The 19914-nt window shown below is 66.8% G+C and carries 19 protein-coding genes; 9 read left to right on the forward strand and 10 right to left on the reverse strand.

Going from position 1 to position 19914, the window contains the following annotated elements:
- Position 1: 1 nt before the first annotated feature.
- Complete coding sequence (locus B9C43_RS40195) at positions 2 to 913, reverse strand: EamA family transporter (protein ID WP_084432659.1); 912 nt, start codon at positions 911 to 913, stop codon at positions 2 to 4.
- A 118-nt stretch (positions 914 to 1031) separates the two neighbouring features.
- Between B9C43_RS40195 and B9C43_RS40200 the strand changes: the two genes are divergently transcribed.
- Positions 1032 to 2585: an alpha/beta hydrolase gene (locus B9C43_RS40200; protein ID WP_143446924.1), complete on the forward strand. Its 1554-nt coding sequence runs from the start codon at positions 1032 to 1034 to the stop codon at positions 2583 to 2585.
- Positions 2586 to 2587: 2 nt separating this feature from the next.
- On the opposite strand, the gene B9C43_RS40205 is transcribed toward B9C43_RS40200, so the two are convergent.
- From B9C43_RS40205 to B9C43_RS40215, 3 genes are read right to left on the reverse strand one after another with little or no spacing between them, the layout of a single operon-like run.
- On the reverse strand, positions 2588 to 3568 hold the full coding sequence (locus B9C43_RS40205; protein ID WP_084432661.1) for an LLM class flavin-dependent oxidoreductase: 981 nt from the start codon (positions 3566 to 3568) through the stop codon (positions 2588 to 2590).
- 29 nt (positions 3569 to 3597) lie between these two features.
- Complete coding sequence (locus B9C43_RS40210) at positions 3598 to 4668, reverse strand: ATP-dependent DNA ligase (RefSeq protein WP_033391998.1); 1071 nt, start codon at positions 4666 to 4668, stop codon at positions 3598 to 3600.
- A gap of 24 nt (positions 4669 to 4692) precedes the next feature.
- The gene (locus B9C43_RS40215; protein ID WP_235039122.1) at positions 4693 to 5430 is read right to left on the reverse strand and encodes a pyrimidine reductase family protein; all 738 of its coding nucleotides are present in this window, start codon (positions 5428 to 5430) and stop codon (positions 4693 to 4695) included.
- Positions 5431 to 5454: 24 nt separating this feature from the next.
- Between B9C43_RS40215 and zapE the strand changes: the two genes are divergently transcribed.
- A complete protein-coding gene (gene zapE / locus B9C43_RS40220) occupies positions 5455 to 6492 on the forward strand; it encodes a cell division protein ZapE (protein ID WP_084432799.1) in 1038 nt (345 codons plus the stop codon).
- Between the two features lie 405 nt (positions 6493 to 6897).
- Positions 6898 to 7866: an ABC transporter substrate-binding protein gene (locus B9C43_RS40225; RefSeq protein WP_160097028.1), complete on the forward strand. Its 969-nt coding sequence runs from the start codon at positions 6898 to 6900 to the stop codon at positions 7864 to 7866.
- Positions 7867 to 7945: 79 nt separating this feature from the next.
- Here B9C43_RS40225 and B9C43_RS40230 read toward each other — a convergent pair whose 3' ends face one another.
- Both B9C43_RS40230 and B9C43_RS40235 read right to left on the reverse strand, forming a co-directional pair.
- The gene (locus B9C43_RS40230) at positions 7946 to 8161 is read right to left on the reverse strand and encodes a hypothetical protein (protein WP_033391993.1); all 216 of its coding nucleotides are present in this window, start codon (positions 8159 to 8161) and stop codon (positions 7946 to 7948) included.
- Positions 8162 to 8295: 134 nt separating this feature from the next.
- Positions 8296 to 10014 carry an acyl-CoA dehydrogenase family protein gene (locus B9C43_RS40235; protein WP_084432665.1) on the reverse strand — a complete coding sequence of 573 codons (1719 nt, stop codon included), beginning with the start codon at positions 10012 to 10014 and terminating at the stop codon, positions 8296 to 8298.
- Positions 10015 to 10103: 89 nt separating this feature from the next.
- On the opposite strand from B9C43_RS40235, the gene B9C43_RS40240 reads away from it, so the two are divergent.
- On the forward strand, positions 10104 to 10733 hold the full coding sequence (locus B9C43_RS40240; protein WP_084432666.1) for a TetR/AcrR family transcriptional regulator: 630 nt from the start codon (positions 10104 to 10106) through the stop codon (positions 10731 to 10733).
- Here B9C43_RS40240 and B9C43_RS40245 read toward each other — a convergent pair.
- A complete protein-coding gene (locus B9C43_RS40245) occupies positions 10717 to 11394 on the reverse strand; it encodes a phosphatase PAP2 family protein (protein WP_084432668.1) in 678 nt (225 codons plus the stop codon). The two genes, B9C43_RS40240 and B9C43_RS40245, sit on opposite strands and share 17 nt — an antisense overlap.
- A gap of 63 nt (positions 11395 to 11457) precedes the next feature.
- Between B9C43_RS40245 and B9C43_RS40250 the strand changes: the two genes are divergently transcribed.
- The 3 genes from B9C43_RS40250 to B9C43_RS40260 are packed head-to-tail and all read left to right on the forward strand — an operon-like array spanning position 11458 to position 15265.
- Entirely contained in the window at positions 11458 to 13077 is a 1620-nt protein-coding gene (locus B9C43_RS40250) for an ATP-binding cassette domain-containing protein (protein ID WP_084432800.1), read from the forward strand.
- Positions 13074 to 14552, forward strand: coding sequence for a phytoene desaturase family protein (locus B9C43_RS40255; protein WP_084432670.1), 1479 nt, complete (start codon positions 13074 to 13076; stop codon positions 14550 to 14552). The genes B9C43_RS40250 and B9C43_RS40255 overlap by 4 nt, the downstream gene beginning before the upstream one ends.
- Before the next feature lie 29 nt (positions 14553 to 14581).
- Positions 14582 to 15265: a ceramidase domain-containing protein gene (locus tag B9C43_RS40260; protein ID WP_033392003.1), complete on the forward strand. Its 684-nt coding sequence runs from the start codon at positions 14582 to 14584 to the stop codon at positions 15263 to 15265.
- Here B9C43_RS40260 and rocD read toward each other — a convergent pair.
- Positions 15258 to 16463, reverse strand: coding sequence for an ornithine--oxo-acid transaminase (rocD, locus tag B9C43_RS40265; RefSeq protein WP_084432672.1), 1206 nt, complete (start codon positions 16461 to 16463; stop codon positions 15258 to 15260). The two genes, B9C43_RS40260 and rocD, sit on opposite strands and share 8 nt — an antisense overlap.
- Positions 16464 to 16592: 129 nt before the next feature.
- Between rocD and B9C43_RS40270 the strand changes: the two genes are divergently transcribed.
- A complete protein-coding gene (locus B9C43_RS40270) occupies positions 16593 to 17420 on the forward strand; it encodes a PPK2 family polyphosphate kinase (protein WP_084432674.1) in 828 nt (275 codons plus the stop codon).
- Here the strand turns inward: B9C43_RS40270 and B9C43_RS40275 are convergent.
- Positions 17395 to 18123: an AfsR/SARP family transcriptional regulator gene (locus B9C43_RS40275; protein ID WP_160097030.1), complete on the reverse strand. Its 729-nt coding sequence runs from the start codon at positions 18121 to 18123 to the stop codon at positions 17395 to 17397. The two genes, B9C43_RS40270 and B9C43_RS40275, sit on opposite strands and share 26 nt — an antisense overlap.
- Before the next feature lie 125 nt (positions 18124 to 18248).
- Here B9C43_RS40275 and B9C43_RS40280 point away from each other — a divergent pair, with 125 nt between their 5' ends.
- A complete protein-coding gene (locus B9C43_RS40280) occupies positions 18249 to 18776 on the forward strand; it encodes a hypothetical protein (protein WP_084432678.1) in 528 nt (175 codons plus the stop codon).
- A 148-nt stretch (positions 18777 to 18924) separates the two neighbouring features.
- On the opposite strand, the gene B9C43_RS40285 is transcribed toward B9C43_RS40280, so the two are convergent.
- Positions 18925 to 19914, reverse strand: a complete 990-nt coding sequence (locus B9C43_RS40285; RefSeq protein WP_033392008.1) for a TIGR03842 family LLM class F420-dependent oxidoreductase — start codon at positions 19912 to 19914, stop codon at positions 18925 to 18927.

Genomic DNA, 19914 nt, shown 5'->3' on the forward strand with positions numbered 1-19914 from the left:
GCTAGGCCTCTGGGCGGGCGCTGCGTGTGGCGCCCGCCGAGGCCACCACGACGCTCAGGACCGCGACCCACTGCAGCATGTGCAGCGACTCCTGCAGCACCAACAGGCCGACGAGGGCTGCCACCGCTGGTTCGAGGCTCATCAGGATCCCGAACACGCGCGGCGGGATCTTGCGCAGCGCTTCCAGTTCCAGCGAGTACGGGATCACTGAGGACAGCAGGGCCACACCGAGTCCCACGATCAGCACCCACGGCTGGAACAGCGCCGTGCCGCTCTCGGCGATGCCGAAGGGGACGGCCACCACTGTCGCGACGACCATGCCGATCGCCAGCCCGTTGCCTTCCGAGGTGTGCCGGCCCAATGCCGCGCTGAGCAGGATGTACGTGCCCCAGCACGCGGCTGCGGCGAGGGCGAACAGGAAGCCGACGAGGTCGAGGTCGCCGCGTCCTTCCATCAGCAGGACGACACCGCCCGCCGCCAGCAGCGCCCAGAAGGCGTCCAGCCATCGGCGGGATCCGGCCAGCGCCACCGCCAACGGGCCGAGGAATTCGATCGTCACCGCGATGCCCAGCGGGATTCGGTCCAACGCCAGGTAGAAGCACAGGTTCATGGTGCCGAGCACCACGCCGTAGCTCACGACCACAGTCCACGCGCGACGGCTCATACGCAGTGACGGCCGCCACAACAGCAGCAGCACCAGTGCGGCGAAGAGCAGTCGCAGTGCGACGGTCCCGGTGCTGCCCACTACGGCGAACAGGTTCTTGGCCAGTGCCGCGCCCACTTGGACGCTCACGATCCCGAGCAGCACCTGTGCGGACGGCGGGATCGCGCCCATTGCCTGTGCTGCCATGGCTAGCGGTTTGAACCGGGGGAACGGGCCGCGTCCGGCCCGGTCGACGTGCATCGTGGCCATGCCCCGGATAGTGGGTGATCCGGTGCCGCCAAGTCATATTGTTTCCAGAATCTGGGACGCAGGTACCAGTCAACACCCCTCACGGTGTTCTCACGAACGCCGTGCGAGGCTGACGAGCATGGGCACCTTGGCGCGTCGGGGGATTGTGCTGCTCGCGGCAGTTGCCTCCATCACCACCGCGTGCACGGCCGCGCCGTCGCAGCGGCCGGCGATCGTGGTCAACGACGGTCCGCTCGAGCAAGTCGCGCCGCCCCCGGTGGGCGCGTCACAGGTGCCGGTGCCGCCGCTTGAGGAGCCGACGCGCTCGTCCGTCACGTGGGCGGACTGCGACGAGGTCATCAAGAACCGTTTGACGATCTACAACGTTCCGTCTGTCCCGGTGCAATGCGGGCGCGTGCAGACCATCTTGGACTCTCCGAGCCTGCCTGGCCGTAGCCCGATGCGGCTGTCGGTTCTCAAGGCCGGTACGGGTAAAGCGCCCATCGTGGTCGTCAGCGATATTCAAGGCGAACCGGGCACGGTCAAGGCCGCGCGGCTGGCCGCGAGCCTGCCGCCGGAGTTCCTCACGAAGTTCTCGTTGGTCGGGGTGGACCGCCGCGGCTCGGGCAGCTCCGAGCCCGTCCGCTGCATCCAGGAGGACATCCGGCTGGACATCGTCAACTCCGATCCGGCCGCCGAGGACCTCGAAGACCTGCTCGACGTCGTCCGCCAGGCAGGCCAGCAGTGCATCATCGCGCTGGAGAACCGGCTGTACGCGATGGACACCTGGCGCACCGCCGCAGATCTGGAGAAGGTCCGTGAAGCCCTTGGGCTGCAACGGTTGAGCGCGATCGGCATCGGTGAAGGCGCACGCGTGCTCGGTGTTTACGGCGACCGGTTCCCGGATCGGGTCGGCCGTATGGTGTTCGACGGCCTGCCTGACCCGAGCGGCGACTCCATGGTCACGATGGACGGCGCCGCAACCGGAGCCGAGGCCACCTTCGCGGAGTTCGCCAAGGACTGCGTGGCCAGGAACTGCGCACTGGGCCCGGATCCTAAGCAGACATTCCTCGACCTGATCCGCAAACTGCGCGCGAGCCCGATTCCCAGTGTCGACGCGGGGTTGACGGCCGGCGGAGCGACGCGTGCGGTGCTCATCGGCCTGGCGAACCGGTCTGGCTGGCCCGCGTTGGCCGACGCCATCGCGAAGGCTAGGGACAACGACGGCGCGGCGTTGGTCAGCTACATCAAGCCGCTCGTCAACGACAGCCGGGAACAGCCGACCGCGTTGGACATCGGGCTCGTGACCGGGTGCAACGACACCAAGACGCGATTGGCGGTTGAGCGCCTCAACACCACCGGCAAGGAGTGGCGCACCCGGCATCCGTTGTTCGGTGGTGTGATGGCGCAGAACCTCGTGCTGTGCAGCGCGTGGTCGGTCGCCGCGCAGCCGCCGCTGGCGATCAACGGCCGCGGTCTGCCGCCCATTGTCGTGATCAGCACCGCGACCGATCCTGTTACGCCGCAGGCCGGAACCGAGCGTGCCGCACAGCAGTTGCCAAGCGCTGTACTGATTTCGTGGCAGGGCGGGGGCCATGGCGCTCTTGGCCAGTCACCGTGCGCCACGGACGCTGTGCGCGTTTTCCTTGGTGACGGCAAGGTTCCGGCCGCGGGCATGGCCTGCCCGCCCTGATCTCAGCGCAGACCGGCCACCAGTTCGTAGGAGCGGACGCGATCGGCCGCTGAGTGCACCATCGTCGTGATCATCAGCTCGTCGGCTTCGGTTTCGGCGAGCAGCTTCTCGATGCCGCGCTCGACCGTCGCCGGGCTGCCGATGATCTGGTTGGCCAAGCGGTCCTCGACGATCAGTCGCTCCACGTCGGTGTACGGGTAGGCCGCGGCCTCCTCGGGCGTCGCGATCAACCCGGGCCGCCCGGACCGTAGCCGCAAGAACGACAGGGCTCCAGGACCCGCCAAGTACTGGGCTTGCTCGTCGGTCTCAGCGCAGATCACGGACGCGGCCACCATCGCGTACGGCTTGTCCAACATGGCCGAAGGCTGGAAGTGCTTGCGGTACAAGGCAAGCGCGGGCAAAGTGTTCTGTGCGCTGAAGTGGTGGGCGAACGCGAACGGCATCCCGAGCATCCCGGAAAGCTGTGCGCTGTAACCACTTGAGCCCAGCAGCCAGATCGGCGGCTTGTTCCCGGCGGCGGGCACGGCTGTGATTCCCGTGGCGTCACCGGAGAAGTACGAGATCAGCTCGCTCAGCTGCTCGGGGAAGTCATCGGCCGACAGCGGCGCGGGGGAGCGGCGCAGTGCGTGCGCGGTACGGGGATCCGTGCCGGGTGCGCGCCCGAGGCCAAGGTCGATCCGGCCGGGGTGTAGGGCTTCGAGCATGCCGAACTGTTCGGCGACGACGAGCGGCGCGTGGTTGGGCAGCATCACGCCGCCGGAGCCGACGCGCATGCGTGAGGTGGCTGAGGCGACGTGTGCGATCAGCACGGGTGGCGCCGAGCTGGCGACGCCGGGCATGTTGTGGTGCTCGGCCACCCAGAACCGGTGGTAGCCCAGCTCCTCGGTGCGTCGGGCGAGCTCGATCGAAGCTTGCAGGGCTTGGGCTGAGGTCTGTCCTTCGCCGACCGTGGCAAGGTCCAGCACCGAGTAAGGAATGGCCATACCCGGGCTAACCGGCGGGAGGCTCCGTTTTATTCCCTGCCCGCTTCTAGTTGGATACTGTTGACCTCGCCACGCAGCACCGCGTCAAGGTCGTACCGGACAGGCTCCTCGAGCTGCGTGTAGTCGCACGAGGAGGGCTCACGGTCGGGGCGCCATCGTTTGAACTGCGCGGTGTGCCTGAACCGGCTCGGATAGCCGCCTTCGGTGTGCTCGTACCCGACCTCGACCACGCGCTCCAGCCGGAACGGGACCCACTCGGCCTGTGCGCTGCGCCACCGGTTGATCTCGCCGGGAACCCTTGTGCCCTCGGCGATCTCGCCGAGCCACGGGTGGTTCTCCGCACCGCCGGGGATCAGGTACGCCAGCTCGGCCGCGAGTTCACGGCGGCGTTCGGCCGGGAACGACCCGACCACGCCCACGCTGTGCAGAACGCCTTTGTCGTCGTACAGACCGAGCAGCAACGACCCCACCGCCGTGCCGGGCTCGGTGTCCTTGTACCACCGGATCCCAGCCACGACGCAGTCCGCTGTCCTGGAATGCTTGAACTTCAGCATGGTCCGCTTGTCCGGTGTGTACGGACCCTGCGCCGGTTTGCCGATCACGCCGTCCAGTCCGGCGCCTTCGAAGAGCGTGAACCATTCCCTGGCCAGGTCGGCGTCCTGGGTCGCGGGCGTCAGGCTGACCGCGTCGGTGCCGGACACTAGCTCGACGAGGATGTCCCGGCGCTTCACGCCCGGCTCGTCGATCACCTCGCCCGAGGGCACCTGCAGCACGTCGAACGCCACGAACGTCGCGGGTGTCGTCTCCGCCAACATGTTCACGCGGCTGGCCGCCGGGTGGATGCGCTCGGACAACGCGTCGAAGTCCAGCCGCCCGTTGCGGCCGACGACCAGTTCACCGTCCAGCACCACCCCGGAGGGCAGGCCGTCCCGGAGCCGTTCGACCATCTCGGGGAAGTACCTGTTCAGCGGCTTCGTGGACCGGGACTGCAGCACGACGTCGTCGCCGTCCCGGAAGACCAGGCAGCGGAACCCGTCCCACTTCGGCTCGAAGATCAGCTCAGCGCCGTCGGGGATGCTGCCCGCCGACTTGGCGAGCATGGGTTTGACCGGTGGAGTCAGCACTCAGCGACGATAGGCCAGCATCAGGAAGTCGTCATCCCGCAACGCCGCCGCAAGCCGCATGCGCCGCGCCTGCGCCAGCACCGGCCCGGCCGCGATCCGGCCGGAGTCACCCGCCGTGAGCAGGGGGGACATGGTCAGGTTGAGCCGGTCGACCAGGTTGGCGGCGATCATGCCGCCGAACAGCCGCGGCCCGCCCTCGCAGTTGACCCGGTTCAGGCCGCGTTTGCCGAGTTCGGCGAGCACCAAGTTCAGATCGACGTGCTCGTCGCCGACGATGACGACCTCGGCGCCCGCGTCGGTCAGCGCCTCTTTGCCCGGCGCGGCCTCGGAGGTGAACAGGATCGGCGGGACGAGCGTGTCGGCGATCAGCAACGAGTCCGGCGTGACCGAGCATTTCCCGGTGACCACCGCGATCGGCGGCAGTGGTGCGAGACCGAGCCGTTCCCGGCGTTCCGCGCGCACCTCGTTGGGCTTCAGGCCGCGGTACCGCTCGACCAACGCGGTCGTCGCGCCGACCAGGATCACGTCGGCGAGGTCGCGTTGCAGATGGAAGACCTTCTGATCACCGGGCCCGGACAGCTCCGCCGACCTGCCTGCCACCGTGACCGCGCCGTCCAGGCTGGATACGAAGTTCACCTGGACGAACGGCCGATCCAGGCCAGCGGGGTAGTCGTAGAGCTGCTCCAGTGCGGTGTCGGAGAGCTCACTACCATCGGGGTCCGGCCAGAGGGTCTGCACGGATGCAATGAGACCATGCCGGGCATGCCCGCTCCACGCCTGGTAGACCGCCATCCGGAGATCGCAGCGCAGGAGCTGGTCGCCGCTCTGGTTCCGCCGCCGCGGTTCGCTGATGTCCGGTTCGACACGTATGTGCCGAACCCCGGCGAACCCAGCCAGGCAGCGGCCGTGGTGGCCGCGGAGAAGTTCGCGCAGGGCGTCGGCGTGGTGCGCAGGACAGGCGGCCTGTTCAACCGGATGTTCAGCAAGCGTGTGCCGGAACCCGCGCCAGGGCTGTACTTCGACGGTGGCTTCGGCGTCGGCAAGACGCATCTGCTGGCGTCGTTGTGGCATGCCGTGCCCTTCGAGGCGAAGTCGTACGGCACGTTCGTGGAGATCACGCATCTTGTTGGTGCACTTGGCTTCGCGGAGGCGGTGCGGCGGCTGTCCACGCAGCGGCTGCTGGCGATCGACGAGTTCGAACTGGACGACCCCGGCGATACGACCTTGGTCACGCGGCTGCTGACCGAGTTGACGGACGCGGGCGTGCATGTGGCCGCGACGTCGAACACGTTGCCGGACAAGCTGGGTGAAGGCCGGTTCGCGGCGCACGACTTCATCAGGGAGATCCGCACGTTGTCGGCACGGTTCACCGTTGTGCGCGTGGACGGTCCGGATTATCGGCACCGCGGCCTGCCCGATGCGCCGGATCCGTTGACCGACGAGGAAATCGACGCCAAGGCGGCGGCGATCCCAGGTGCCACTGTGGACGACTTCGACGAGCTCTGCGCGCATCTGGCGACGCTGCACCCCTCGCGGTACGGCAAGCTCGTCACCGATCTGCCTGCCGTGTTCATCAAGGGGCTGCACGCGGTGCCCAATCAGGACGTCGGGCTGCGGATGGTCGCACTGGCCGATCGGCTGTACGACCGGGCAGTGCCGGTCGCGGTGTCCGGCGAATCGTTGTCCGCGTTGTACACCGATGAGATGTTGCGCGGCGGTTACCGCAAGAAGTATCTGCGTTCGATCAGCAGGCTGACCGCTCTCGCGCGCGACGCGGGCGCGGCTGGTTTTCGCCAGTGAGGGCAGAACTACCCGCAATTGAACCCGTCGCATTGTGGGTTTCGTCGCATATCAAGAATTGATCACGAAATGCGGCATACAGTGTTCGGGCGGTTACTCGATCGACCGTGCCAGTTGATCTATTTCGTTATATGGAATTACTTCGGAAAATTTCCAACGAAGATCAACTTTTGGAGCTGACATGCGCGGATGGGATTCTGTTGCGCCTTATGATGTTGGTGTGTTAGGACTCACGGACCAGCATGAGTGGTCTGCATGGCTCCGTCCGATAGTGGGTTACAGGCAGTTAGCCTGTCGTTTAAGGTCCGGGCACGCCCGATCGCTGGCGGTATTCGAGGGGGTCAGAAGAAAATTGAGGAACGTGTGTTGAGACGGTCCATGGAAACCGTGCGCCAAACGAGCACGTTGAGCCGACGGACGCTGCTCGCGGGTATGGGGGCGTTCGCGCTGAGTGCCTGTACGGATTCGTCCAAGTCACCGACGAATCCCACACCGGAGGTCCCGGAGATCCGCCTCGGTGTGCTGGAGGTAACCGACACCGCTCCACTCTTCGTCGCGCAGCGTGAGGGAATCTTCGCCAAATACGGGCTGAATCCGAAGTTCGTCACCATGGAGCTCACCGGTGACCAGCGGCCCGACTTGGAGCAGGGCGGGCAAGCCGATGTGACCTTCGACAGCTGGGTCACCATCTTCCTCAACATCACCGACGGCGCCGACTGGGTCGTGCTCGGTGAGGCCTACCAGGCCGCGCCGCGGACAACGGGCCTGGTCATCGCGCAGAGCGGGATCAACCGGCTGCGCAGTGTGGCCGACCTGAAGGGCAAGCCGATCGGCGTGAACAACCTGCGCGGCCTCGGCGTGTTGTTGACCAACAGTTTGTTGCGTACCAACGGAATGGTGGCGACCGACGTCAACTACGTCGAGCGGCCGTTCGACCAGTTGGCCCAAGCGGTGTCGAGCGGTGACGTGGCCGCGGCGTGGATGGTCGAGCCGTACATGACCCGGTCGCAGCTGGAGACCAAGTGCGTGTTGTTCGCCGACACGGCGGTCGGCCCGACGGCTGACTTCCCGCAGTCCGGCTACGCCTGCGCCCGCAGCTTCGCCCGTCGCAACCCCAACACCGTCCGCGCGTTCCAGCTGGCTCTGGCCGAGGCGCAGCAGCGCGCACTGGACCGTTCCCTGGTCGAGGAAGTGCTGCCGGAGTACATCAAGGTGAGCAAGAACGTGGCGCAGCTGATGAACTTGGGCGCCTACCCCAGCACCACGCTGGCCATTCGGCCGCAGCGCGTCGCCGACCTGATGCTGGAGCAGCAGTTCCTGAAGACCAGGATCGACGTGACCTCGCGGATGGCGTCGGTGAACCCGCCGTCCTGAGCGGCGCTGCAGACAAAACAGCTGGCAGGCAAAACAAATGAGCACGGCATGATCGCCGTGCTCATTTCGCGTCCTGGGGCTATTTCTTCTGGCGGTTGGCGTTGACCAGGGTCCACACCGAGACCGGCCGCCTGGTGTCGTCCGAGGTGGTCGCCGCGGGTGCCGGCTTGGCCGCCGGCGTCGCCTGCGGCTGCGCGCGCTCGACCCGCGCCCGGGGTTTCGGAGGACTGTCTGCCACGGCTCGTCGTGAGCTCAGTTCTTGGCGGAGTTGGTCGTAGATCGGTGTATCAGTCACCGCCGTCCTTCCGTCGCCGTGGTCGATGCCACAAGATTACGCCCGGTGCGCAAGTCCCTTCACAGCGCCACCCCCATAAGTCGGAGACGGCGTCAATCCGCCACTCGGCCGTAGCCCGGCTTGCTCCCGGGCGGTCATGGCTTCATCTCGTACGCACCGGCCAGTGCGACCACTTGCTGCCAGACTTGGTCGTACGCGGACGTGACCGGCTTGCGGATCGCGGAGATCGCCCACTCCTGCTGCGCCGGGCTGGAGCTGCGCTTGCCGTGCAGCGCTGTCGCGTGCGCGGAGAAATCCCGTACCAGTACGTCGAACACCACACCGAGCACGTCCTGGTCGAGTCCGATGATCTCGGCCTGCTCGAGGATCAGCTGCCCGTAGACGATCAGCGTGAACAGCTCGCCGAGGGTGAGTGTGAAGTCCAGATCCGCCTGCTGGTCCGCGGACGGCGGAGCGGTACGGATCAGCTCCGCGAACGACTCGGCCTGCTCGGTGAACTGGGCGACGGCCGGCACGTGGGCGAACCGGCTGTACGCCTCGTGCCAGTCGTGGAACCGGATCTTGCCCAGGCCGCGCGCGGGGCCCTGGCGGAACAGGAACTCGTCGTCCGCGCTGTCGGTACGCCTCGGCACCGGCGGGTACTCCTGCGGCTGGAACAGGTACGCGGGCATGAACTTCAGGATCAGCGCGAGGTTGACCGCCACGGTCCCTTCGAGCTTGGGCAGACCTGTCACGTCCGACTTGGCGACCGTCATGAAGCTGTCGGTCTCGAACCCCTTGGCCGCCACGATGTCGCCGAGCAGCCCGATCACCTTCTCGGCCTCGGTGGTGACCTTCATCTTGGTGATCGGGTTGTACAGCAGGTAGCGGCGGTCGTCCGGGTTCGCGCTGCGGAAGTAGTCCACGGCGCGGTCGGAGAACAGCCGCATACCGATCAGCCGCGCGTACGCGTCCACGAAACCGGCGCGCACGTGCGGGAAGTTCGTGACCGGCGTGCCGTAGAGGATCCTGTTGTGCGCGTGCGTGATCGCTTCGTACAGCGCGTGTGTGGCCAGGCCGATCCCGCCGAAGCAGAGGTTGAACTTGCCGATGTTGACGGTGTTCAGCGCGGCGGAGAAGGCGGCTTCGCCGGTGTGCAGGATGTCCTGTGCGGCAACGGGATAGTCGCTCAGCTCGAACTGGGAGACGTACATCTGTGCTGGCACGACGTTGCGCACGACGTGGTAGTTCGGGTGCGTGGAGTCGGCGGTGAAGAACACGTACTGGTCCGGGCCCTCGACGCCGGCGATGCGACCGAACACCGACACTGTGGTCGCGCAGTCGCCGTTGCCGATGTAGTACTTCCCGCCGTTCGCGCGGTAGCCGCCGGAGCCGTCGGGAGTCAGCACCATGTCGGTCGCGTAGATGTCGGCGCCGTGCTCCTTTTCGGACAGCCCGAACGCGGCGACCTGGCCTCGGGCCAGCTCACTGGCGGCTCGTTGACGGGCCACGGCGTTGTCGCTCTGCCACACCGGCCCGAGGCCGAGCACGGTGACCTGCCACGGGTACCAGTAGTTGATGCCGTAGAAGCCGAGGACCTCCGACATGGCCGCGATCCGCGCGGTGTCCCACCGCCGGTCCGGGTTGCCGTCGGCGTCGCGGGCGGGCGTGAGGAAGGTGGCGAAGACGTCCTGTTCGCCGACGAAGTCGAGGAAGTCCTGGTAGCGCACATGGGCGTGGAAGTCGGCGAGGAGCTTGCGCTTGCCGCGTGACTCGAACCAGTCGATGGTCGCCCGCAGCAGCCGCCTGGTCTCGGGGTCGAAATGATCGGGCGCGTAGCGGTGCGGATGCAGCAACAGGTCGGTCGATGGCATGGCAGGCCTCCCGGACAGCTAATACTACTTACGAGTAGTAATAAACTACTGTAGGGTAGTTTTGTCTAGCGGGAAAGCGGGGAGGGCATGTGGCGGTGAAGACACAGGGCAAACGACGCCCGTACGCGCCGCGCGTGCCCGCTGAACAGCGCCGTGAACAGCTGCTGGACGCCGCGCTGCGCGTGGTCGTCACCCAGGGACACAGCGCCGCCACCATGGATGCCGTCGCCGAGCAAGCCGGCGTCACGAAACCCGTTGTCTACAGCCAGTTCCGTAGCCGCAACGAACTGCTCACCGCGCTGCTGCGCCGGGAGCAGCGCGGCGCTTTCCTGCAAGTGGGGAAGATCCTGCCGACTGAGGCCACCGGCGATCCGGCCGCGGAGGTCGCCCGGATGCTGGCTGACTTCCTGGACGCGGTTCAGCAAGCTCCGGACCGCTGGCACTGCATCGTGATGCCGATGTCCGACATGCCGCCGGAGTTCCACGCCGCCAGCGCGCGGGCCCGGTCACTCGCGCTGGCGCAGGCGGAGAAGATCGCCCGGTGGCTGCTGGAATCCGTCCAGGCGCCCGCTGAGCTCGACGCCGAGATCGTCGCCCACACCGTGGTCACGCTGTTCGAGATGGCGGCCCGGTTGGTGCTCACCGATCCCGGGCGCTACCAGCCGGAACGATTCGTCGCCGCGATCCGGGCGGCCATCGGGCTCACCGCGTCCCGCTAGCCACGGGTTGCTGGGGCTCAACAGTTGTCCGCGCGCGTCGACCCGCCACGCGATCGATCAGCAGCGCAGTCGTCAGTACGACAACGATAGCCACGCCAGCGCCGCCCACGGTGTCGGTGACGTAGTGGTACTTCATACCCACGAGAGCCGTGGCGCCGATGACGGCGATCACGAGCGCGCCCACGATGGCCAGGATCGTCCACGACTTCCGCATCGTCACGGTGGCCAGCACGAGCACGGTCAGCACGGACACCATTCCGGTGGTGTGCCCGCTGGGAAACGCCAGCGACCCGTTGTTGATGGTCCGGCCGAACAGCGGCTTCAGGACCGGACTGCTGAGCAGGGACGCGATCAACGGCCCGGCGACCGCGAGAACCGCCAGCCGGGGCCGGTGCCGGGCGATCGCGACCATCACGATCAGGCCGATCACGATGACCAGAAGGACGGGCTCGGTGGGCACCAGCATCGCCTCAAGCAACCCACGTTCGCCGACGAACTGCTTGTACACCGTCCAATAGACGTTCTCGTCCAGCGCGCTGCCGACGCGCTGGCCGCTGAAAAGTAAGCCGAGTGCGGCGACGACCAGGCCACTCGCCGAGGCGAGGACGACGAAAAGCGGGACGAGCCCTGCTGGGACCAGTCGGGTGACCGTCGGATGCACCGTTCCACTATGCCGGAGGAAAACAATTCGCGATCACTTCGGCACTGTGTGCACCATCCCCCGGTGGGGTTCCTCGACGCGAGCGCGCTCGCATACCGGCTGCCTGATGGGCGAGAACTGTTCCGTGACGTCACGTTTCGCGTGAGCGCGGGATCGGTCGTGTCCGTCGTCGGCGCGAACGGTGTCGGGAAGACCACATTGCTGAGAATCCTCGGCGGCGAATTGTCGCCGATGGAGGGCGGCGTCCGCGTCGAAGGCGGTCTGGCGGTCATGCCGCAGTTCGTCGGCTCGGTCCGTGACGACCGCACCGTGCGCGATCTCCTCCTCGCCGCAGCGCCCATGGCCTTGCAGAAGGCCGCTGCTGAGCTGGACGACGTCGAGCTCGCGTTGATGGAGGACGACAGCGAACCGGTCCAGATGCGTTACGCGGAAGCGCTTGCGTCATGGGGTGAAGCAGGCGGCTACGCGGCGGAGGTTCTCTGGGACACGGTCACCGTGGCCGCGCTCGGCGTGCCGTATGACCGCGCCAAGTACCGCGGCGTGAAGACGCTCTCCGGCGGTGAGCAGAAGCGGCTCGTGCTGGAAGCGTTGCTACGCGGGCCGGAACAGGTGCTGTTGCTTGACGAGCCGGACAACTACCTGGACGTACCCGGCAAGCGTTGGCTGGAGGAACGCCTCGCGGAGACGCTCAAGGCCGTCTTGCTCGTCAGCCACGACCGTGAGCTGTTGTCGGTCGCCGCGACGCACGTTGTCACGGTGGAAGGCGGCAGTGCGTGGGTGCACCCCGGTGGGTTTGACACGTGGCACGAGGCTAGGGAAGCGCGCTGGGAACGGATCGCTGAGCAACGCACGCGCTGGGACGAGAAGCACGAGCAGCTACGCCAGCTCGTGATCACGCTGCGCCAACAGGCCTCGTACAACGACGGCATGGCGTCGCGGTACCAAGCCGCGCAGACCCGGTTGCGCAAGTTCGAGGAGGCGGGCCCGCCACCGTTGCCACCCAAACAGGAGCGGCTCAAGCCACGGTTGCGTGGCGGCCGTACCGGCGTCAGGGCGATCACCTGCGAGAACCTCGAGCTGACCGGCCTGATGAAGCCGTTCGACCTGGAGATCTTCTTCGCTGACCGGGTGTGCGTACTGGGCTCGAACGGCTCGGGCAAGAGCCACTTCCTCCGGCTCCTCGCTGGTGACACCGTCGAACACACTGGGGTGGCACGGCTCGGCGCGCGGGTTGTGCCCGGCTTGTTCGCGCAGACACACGAGCACCCGGAGTGGGTTGGCCGGACGCTCGTGGACATCCTGTGGCACGGCGACGACACGCGTCCGGGCATCGACCGTGACCAGGCGATCGGCGCGTTGTCCAGGTATGGCCTCGCCGCGCAGAACGACCAGCGGTTCGAAACGTTGTCCGGCGGTCAGCAGGCGCGGCTGCAGGTGCTCCTGCTGGAGCTGTCCGGTGCGACTTTGCTGCTGCTCGACGAGCCGACCGACAACCTCGACCTGAACTCGGCCGAGGCTTTGCAGGCCGCACTCGCGCAGTTCACCGGTACCGTCGTGGCGGTGACGCACGACCGGTGGTTCGCGCGGTCCTTCGACCGCTTCGTGCTGTTCCGCTCGGACGGTGAAGTGTCCGAAGTGGACGTGCCGGTCTGGGACGAGGAGAGGGTGCGACGCGCGCGATGAACGATGTGGTGGTTGTCGGCGGCGGGCACAACGGACTGGTCGCGGCGGCGTACCTGGCGCGTGCCGGGCTGTCCGTGCTGGTGCTGGAGCGGCGTGCCGAGGCGGGCGGTGCCGCGGTGTCGTTTCGTGCGTTCGACTCCGTCGACGTCCGGCTGTCGCGCTACTCGTACCTCGTCAGCCTGTTGCCGCGCAAGATCGTCAAGGACCTGGGGCTGAACGTCGAACTCCGGCGGCGCCGGATTTCCTCGTACACCCCGGTCGGCACGGGCGGGTTGCTCGTCGACACCGAGGACGCCACGTCGCTGGGTGCGGAGTCGGAAGCCTGGCAACGGTTCTACGCGATGACGGCGTCTGTCGCCGAGCGGGTCTTCCCGACGCTGACCGAACCGTTGCCCAGCAAGGACTCCCTGCGTGCGCTCGTCGATGACGACTACGCCTGGAGTGTCCTGTTCGAACAGCCGCTGAGCGAAGTGATCGAGTCAACTTTCACCGACGACACCGTGCGCGGAGTCGTGTTGACCGACGCGTTGATCGGCACGTTCGCGTCTGCCGACGATCCGTTGCTGCGGCAGAACAGGTGCTTCCTGTACCACGTGATCGGCAACGGCACGGGCGACTGGGACGTGCCGGTCGGCGGGATGGGCGCGGTCACCGGTGAACTCGCCAGGGTCGCGGTGGCCGCCGGGGCACAGATCGTCACCGGTGCCGAGGTGACGTCGATCGACCCGTCCGGCGAGGTGACCTACCGGATCGGGGACGAGGAACGGACTGTCGCGGGTGGACACATACTCGCCAACGTCTCGCCGCACAGCCTTGCTGTATTACTCGGTGGACCGCCTGCGGCGCAACCGGAAGGCGCCCAACTCAAGGTGAACATGGTGTTGCGCAAGCTGCCCCGGCTCAAGGACGGCAGCGTCAACCCACGGGACGCCTTCGCCGGGACATTCCATATCAACGAGGGTTACCAACAGCTGGCAGCGGCCTACGCGGAGGCCGAAAGCGGCCGGATCCCGAGCCTGCCGCCATGCGAGATCTATTGCCATTCCCTGACCGATCCATCCATCCTCGGCCCCGCCGAACAAGCCGCGGGCATGCAGACCTTGACGCTGTTCGGCCTGCACATGCCCGCCCGGCTTTTCCGCGCGGACAACGAGACGGCTCGTGAAGAGGCGTTGCGGGCGACGCTGAAGTCGTTGAACAGCGTTCTGGACGAGTCCATTGAGGACTGCATCGTGCCCGGCTGTATCGAGGCCAAGACACCCGTCGACCTGCAGAAGGAGCTGCGCCTGCCCGGCGGTCACATCTTCCACGGCGACCTCTCCTGGCCGTACGCCGACGAGGGCCATGAAGGCACTTGGGGCGTCGAGACCGCACACGAACGGGTGCTTTTGTGCGGGGCTGGCGCCCGGCGCGGCGGCGGAGTCAGTGGCATTCCGGGGCACAATGCGGCGATGAAAGTACTGAGAAGTCGCTGAGACCAGGGGTCTCGTGGTACTCGTGACGCATGCAGCGGGACTACGTGGACAACTACTGCGAGCGGACCGACGGTTCGTTTTGGAGTGAACCGCTCAACGCCGTCAGCAACGTGTCCTTCCTGATCGCCTCGATCGCCGCGTGGCTCGTCATCCGCCGTACCGCCCGTGCCGCGGGCAAACCGGCGGTGGAGCTGTACGCGCTGCCCGTGCTGATCTTCGTGATCTTCTTCGGCAGCAGTGCCTTCCACACCACCGCGACCCGCTGGGGCCTGGCCCTGGACAGCGGGTCGATCGGGGTGTTCATGCTCTATTTCATCGTGCTGTGGGCCCGGCTGTACTGGGATCTGCCGTGGTCACGGGCCTGGATCGCGGCACCGATCTTCCTGGCGTGGACCGCGTTGATCAGCGTCCTGCCGATCGGCATGCCCGGCACGTACCTCGCCGCCGTGCTCGGCCTGCTCGTACTCGCGGGCCTGCTGTTCTGGTCACGGCACGCCGACCGCAAGGTGCATTGGCGTTGGTATGCCACCACAGCGCTCGTGTTCGCCGTCTCGCTGACGTCCCGCACGCTGGACCAGCCGCTGTGCGCGGAGATACCTATCGGCACGCACTACATCTGGCACACGCTCAACGGTGTCGTGCTGTACCTCGTCACGCACGCGGCGGTCGTGCGGTGGCGTCAGCGAGTGACGGCGACCGTGCCGGTTAGCTGAGGACCTCGGCGATCGCGTCGACGCCGAAGTCGATCTCCTCGCGGGTGATCACCAGCGGCGGCGCCACGCGCAGCGTGTTCTCCTGCGTCTGCTTGCACAGCACGCCCCGCTCGGCGAGTGCCATGGAGGCCTCCCAGCCGGTGGGACCGCCCTCGGCGATCTGCACGCCCGCCCACAGGCCGCGACCGCGGACCTCGGCGACGCCGTCGAGTTCGCCGAGGCGGGAGTGCAGGTACGCGCCCAGCTCGCGGGAGCGTTCCTGGAACTCGCCCGTCGCCAGCAGCCGCACCACGGCACGGCCGATGGCACACGCCAGCGGGTTGCCGCCGAAGGTCGAGCCGTGCTCGCCGGGCTTGAGCAGGCCGATGATGTCGCGGCGGCCGACCACTGCCGACACCGGCATGATCCCGCCGCCCAGCGCCTTGCCCAACGTGTACAGGTCCGCGCGGACGCCTTCGTGGTCGAGTGCGAGCAACGTGCCGGTGCGGGCGAGGCCGGACTGGATCTCGTCGGCGATGAACAACGTGTTGGTGTCGTCGCAGACCTGGCGTACCTCGGCCATGTAGCCCTTGGGCGGGACGATCACGCCCGCCTCGCCCTGGATCGGCTCGAGCAGCACGGCCGCCGTGCGGTCGCTGACCGCGGCGCGCAGCGCGTCGATGTCGCCGTACGGCACGACCTTGAAGCCCGGGGTGTACGGGCCGAAGTCGTCGCGGGCGTCCGAGTCGGTGGAGAAGGAGATGATCGTGGTGGTGCGGCCGTGGAAGTTCGAGCCGGCCACGATGATCTCCGCGGTGCCGTCCGGCACGCCTTTCACCTGATACGCCCACTTCCGGGCGAGTTTCACGGCCGATTCGACCGCTTCGGCGCCGGAGTTGGCCGGCAGGACCATCTCGGTGCCGGTCAGCTCGGCCAGCTCACGGCAGAACAGCCCGAACTGGTCGTGGTGGAACGCCCTGCTGGTCAGCGTCAGGCGGTCGAGCTGGGCCTTCGCGGCGGCGACCAGGCCGGGGTGGCGGTGCCCGAAGTTCAGCGCCGAGTACCCGGCGAGGAAATCGAGGTAGCGCCGACCGTCCACATCGGTCATCCAGGCGCCTTCGCCCTCGGCGAGGACTACCGGCAGCGGGTGGTAGTTGTGGGCGCTCCATCGCTCGTCCAGTGCGATGTAGTCACGTGTGGTGGCGGCGTCCGCAGTCATATCGACAGGTTAAGCCCTGATTGCGGCGATTTCAGCCGACAGGCGTTGCTTATAGCGACGATTCATTGCGTGATTGCCGGATCTGGTGTTCGATCATTGTTCCGGCGGCTGGTCGGATATTCTCGCCGGATGGGTACAGGACGGGTCCGCGAGGCGCTGCGAGCGCGTCGTGACAAGAAGTTCGGTGTCAAACCAGGCGACTACCCGATCGGCCCGACGTCGAAATCGAACGCGGCGAAACAGCTGTCCACCACCGCCGAGCGGCTCGATCGGCTGCAGGAGGCGCTGTACGCGAGCGCGTTCCAGAGCGTCCTGCTAGTCCTGCAGGGCATGGACACCTCGGGCAAAGGCGGCACGATCCGGCACGCCTGCGGTCTGGTCAACCCGCAGGGCCTGCACATCCGGTCGTTCAAGAAGCCGACCAAGGCCGAGCTGCGGCACGACTTCCTGTGGCGCATCCGCAAGGCACTGCCGACGCCGGGGATGATCGGCGTCTTCGACCGTTCGCATTACGAGGACGTGCTCATCGCCCGGGTGGACAGCCTGGTCAAGCCGGACGTCTGGGAAGCGCGCTACGACCAGATCAACTCCTTCGAGCAGGAGTTGGCCGACAGCGGCGTGGCGATCATCAAGTGCTTCCTGCACATCTCCCCGGACGAGCAGCGCAAGCGGTTGATCGCCCGGTTGGAGCGCCCGCAGAAGCACTGGAAGTACAACCCGGCGGACCTGGACGCGAGGTCCAAATGGGACGTCTACCAAGCGGCATACGCCGAGGCGCTCGCTCGATGCGACTCGGACGCGGCGCCCTGGTACGTCGTGCCGTCGGATCACAAGTGGTACCGCAACTGGGCCGTCTCGCAGCTGCTGCTGGAGACGCTCGAGGAGATGGACCCGCAGTTCCCGGAGCCGGATTTCGACGTCAAGGAAGAACTCAAGCGCGTGAAGGCCCTCGACTGAGCCACGGCACGGGTTCGACGTCGATCTCCTGCATCCGCGACACATAGGTGCCATAACGGCGACGGGCTTCGCCGTGGCTGCCGACTGCGACAAGCGCACGCACCAAGGTGAGATGCGCGGCTTCGTCGTATCGATCGCGCTCCAGGATGCGAAGGCAGTAACGACTCGCGCCGACGTGATCTCCGGCTCGTGTGCAGTGGTCCGCGAGTGCGGCGGCGACTTGGAGGTAAGTCAGCCGGGCCTCGGCACGTAATTCCGTGGCCCAGTCCTCATACGGGTCCTCTTCAAGGAAGTCACCGGTATACGCGGCCTCCGCCACCGTCAGGGACTCGATGTCCCTGGGATCACGCAGTCCTGCCGTCGCGGCCCGCAGAAACGCCGTCACGTCAACGTGAACCACGGCCGGGTCAAGCCGGACGGAGTCGTTCTCGGTGATCAGCGCGCCTTGCCCGAGGATCATCCGGGCGGTGCAAAGTGCTACGGAGAAACGATTTCCGAGTTTCCGGCACGGCGTTGCGGGCCACAGCAAGTACATCAGCGTTTCCCTTGGCACCGGACGCCCTCGCTGACAAATGACGATCTTGACCAGATCGCGGGCCTTGCGGGACGGCCACTTCGCGATCGGCACGGGCTCGTTGTCCCGCAACACCCGGAAGCCCCCGAGGGTCTCGATCCGGACATGGCTCAGCACCTTGGTTTCCACCTGTGTCACCCCCGACCAGTAATGAGCGGGGGACGCCGCCTGAGATACGTGCATTTAAGACCACTCAAACCCGCGCGGTGAGGCTTGAGCGCTGTCAGGCGCAAACAAGCGAGGGAGGATTTCCGATGCGCGAGTTCACGAAATGGGCCACTGTCGCGGTGGTCGCGCTCTTGGTAGGTGCGTTGGCGATGGGCGGCGTGGCGTACGCGTTCCCGTCGTTCTTCGGCGGCACGACGACCAGCATCCAACGTGATATCACCGAGACTGCCCCATGGAACAGCCCGCTCGCGGCCACGTGGCACAACGTTCCGTCCACGGCGATCGGCGTTACCGTTCCCGCGGGCGAGGTGCGGATCATCGAGTCCACGTTCGGCGCGGAATCGGTGTGCGTCCAAGCGGGATACTGCTCGTTGCGGGTCGTCTACCTCCCGGCGGGCGGTGCTCCGGTGGAGTTCAGCCCGGTGGTGGGTACGGACTTCGCGTTCGACAGCCCGTCGGGCGGGCCGCGTGAGCAGCACAGCATGCACCGGGTCACCAGGCTCGGCGGCGGCACGTACACGGTTCTGGTGCAGGCGCAGATCGTCGGCGCGGCAGCGGGTTCAGTCTTCCAGCTCGACGACTACACGCACTTCGTCGACCTGATCGACCCGTGAGCCTTGGTCAAACCTCGTGAGTGGTCATCAGCCGCGCTGATGACCACTCACGAGACCTGACCTGGGATTTTCCGGTGCCATGGCGCAGATCGGCGGTTTGTGGGCCGGTGGCCGAGCCCAGGTCACCCAGGTCAAGCCTAGCGGATCGTCAGACCTTCTCGATGATCTTGCCGTAGGCGTTGAGGGTCTCCTCGCGCTGGTCGTGCATCAGGTAGAGCGAGAACTGGTCGACGCCAAGCTCTTTGAGCTCCTGCAGCCGCTCGATGTGCGCGGATTCCGGGCCGACAAGGCAGAACCGGTCGACGATCTGGTCGGGCACGAAGTCCGTCGACGGGTTCCCGGCCTTGCCGTGGTGCGCGTAGTCGTACTCCTGGCGGCCCTTGATGTAGTCGGTCAGCTCGTGCGGCACCGGACCGGAATCCCCGTATCGCGCAACAAGATCCGCGACGTGGTTACCGACCATCCCGCCGAACCACCGCAACTGGTCGCGCTGGTGCGGGATGTCGTCGCCGACATACGCCGGAGCGGCGACGCACATCGTGATCGACGCCGGATCCCGGCCTGCCGCTTCGGCCGCCGCCCGGACCGAGCCGATGGTCCACCGGGTGATCGCCGGATCGGCGGTCTGCAGGATGAACCCGTCCGCGTGCTCACCGACCATCTGCAGCGCTTTGGGCCCGTACGCGGCCATCCACATCTCCAGCTTGCCGTCACGAACCCAGGGGATCCGCACCGGCGTGCCGTGGTGCACGACCTCACGGCCTTCCGCGAGTTCCTTGATCACGTGCATGGACTCGCGGACCGTGGCCAGCGAAGCCGGTTTCTGGCCGATCACCCGGCGGGCGGAGTCGCCGCGGCCCATCCCGCACACCGTCCGGTTGCCGAACATGTCGTTCAGCGTCGCGAACAGCGAGGCCGTCACCGACCAGTCGCGAGTGGACGGATTGGTCACCATCGGCCCCACGATGAGGTTCTTGGTGGCCGCGAGGATCTGCGAGTAGATGACGAACGGTTCCTGCCACAGCACCACGGAGTCGAACGTCCATCCGTAGGTGAAGCCCCGCTCGTCGGCGGCCTTCATCAGGCGGACCACTTCGCTCGCGGGCGGATCGGTCTGCAGTACGACGCCGAAGTCCAT

The sequence above is a fragment of the Kibdelosporangium aridum genome (assembly GCF_900176515.1).
Lineage (GTDB): Bacteria > Actinomycetota > Actinomycetes > Mycobacteriales > Pseudonocardiaceae > Kibdelosporangium > Kibdelosporangium aridum.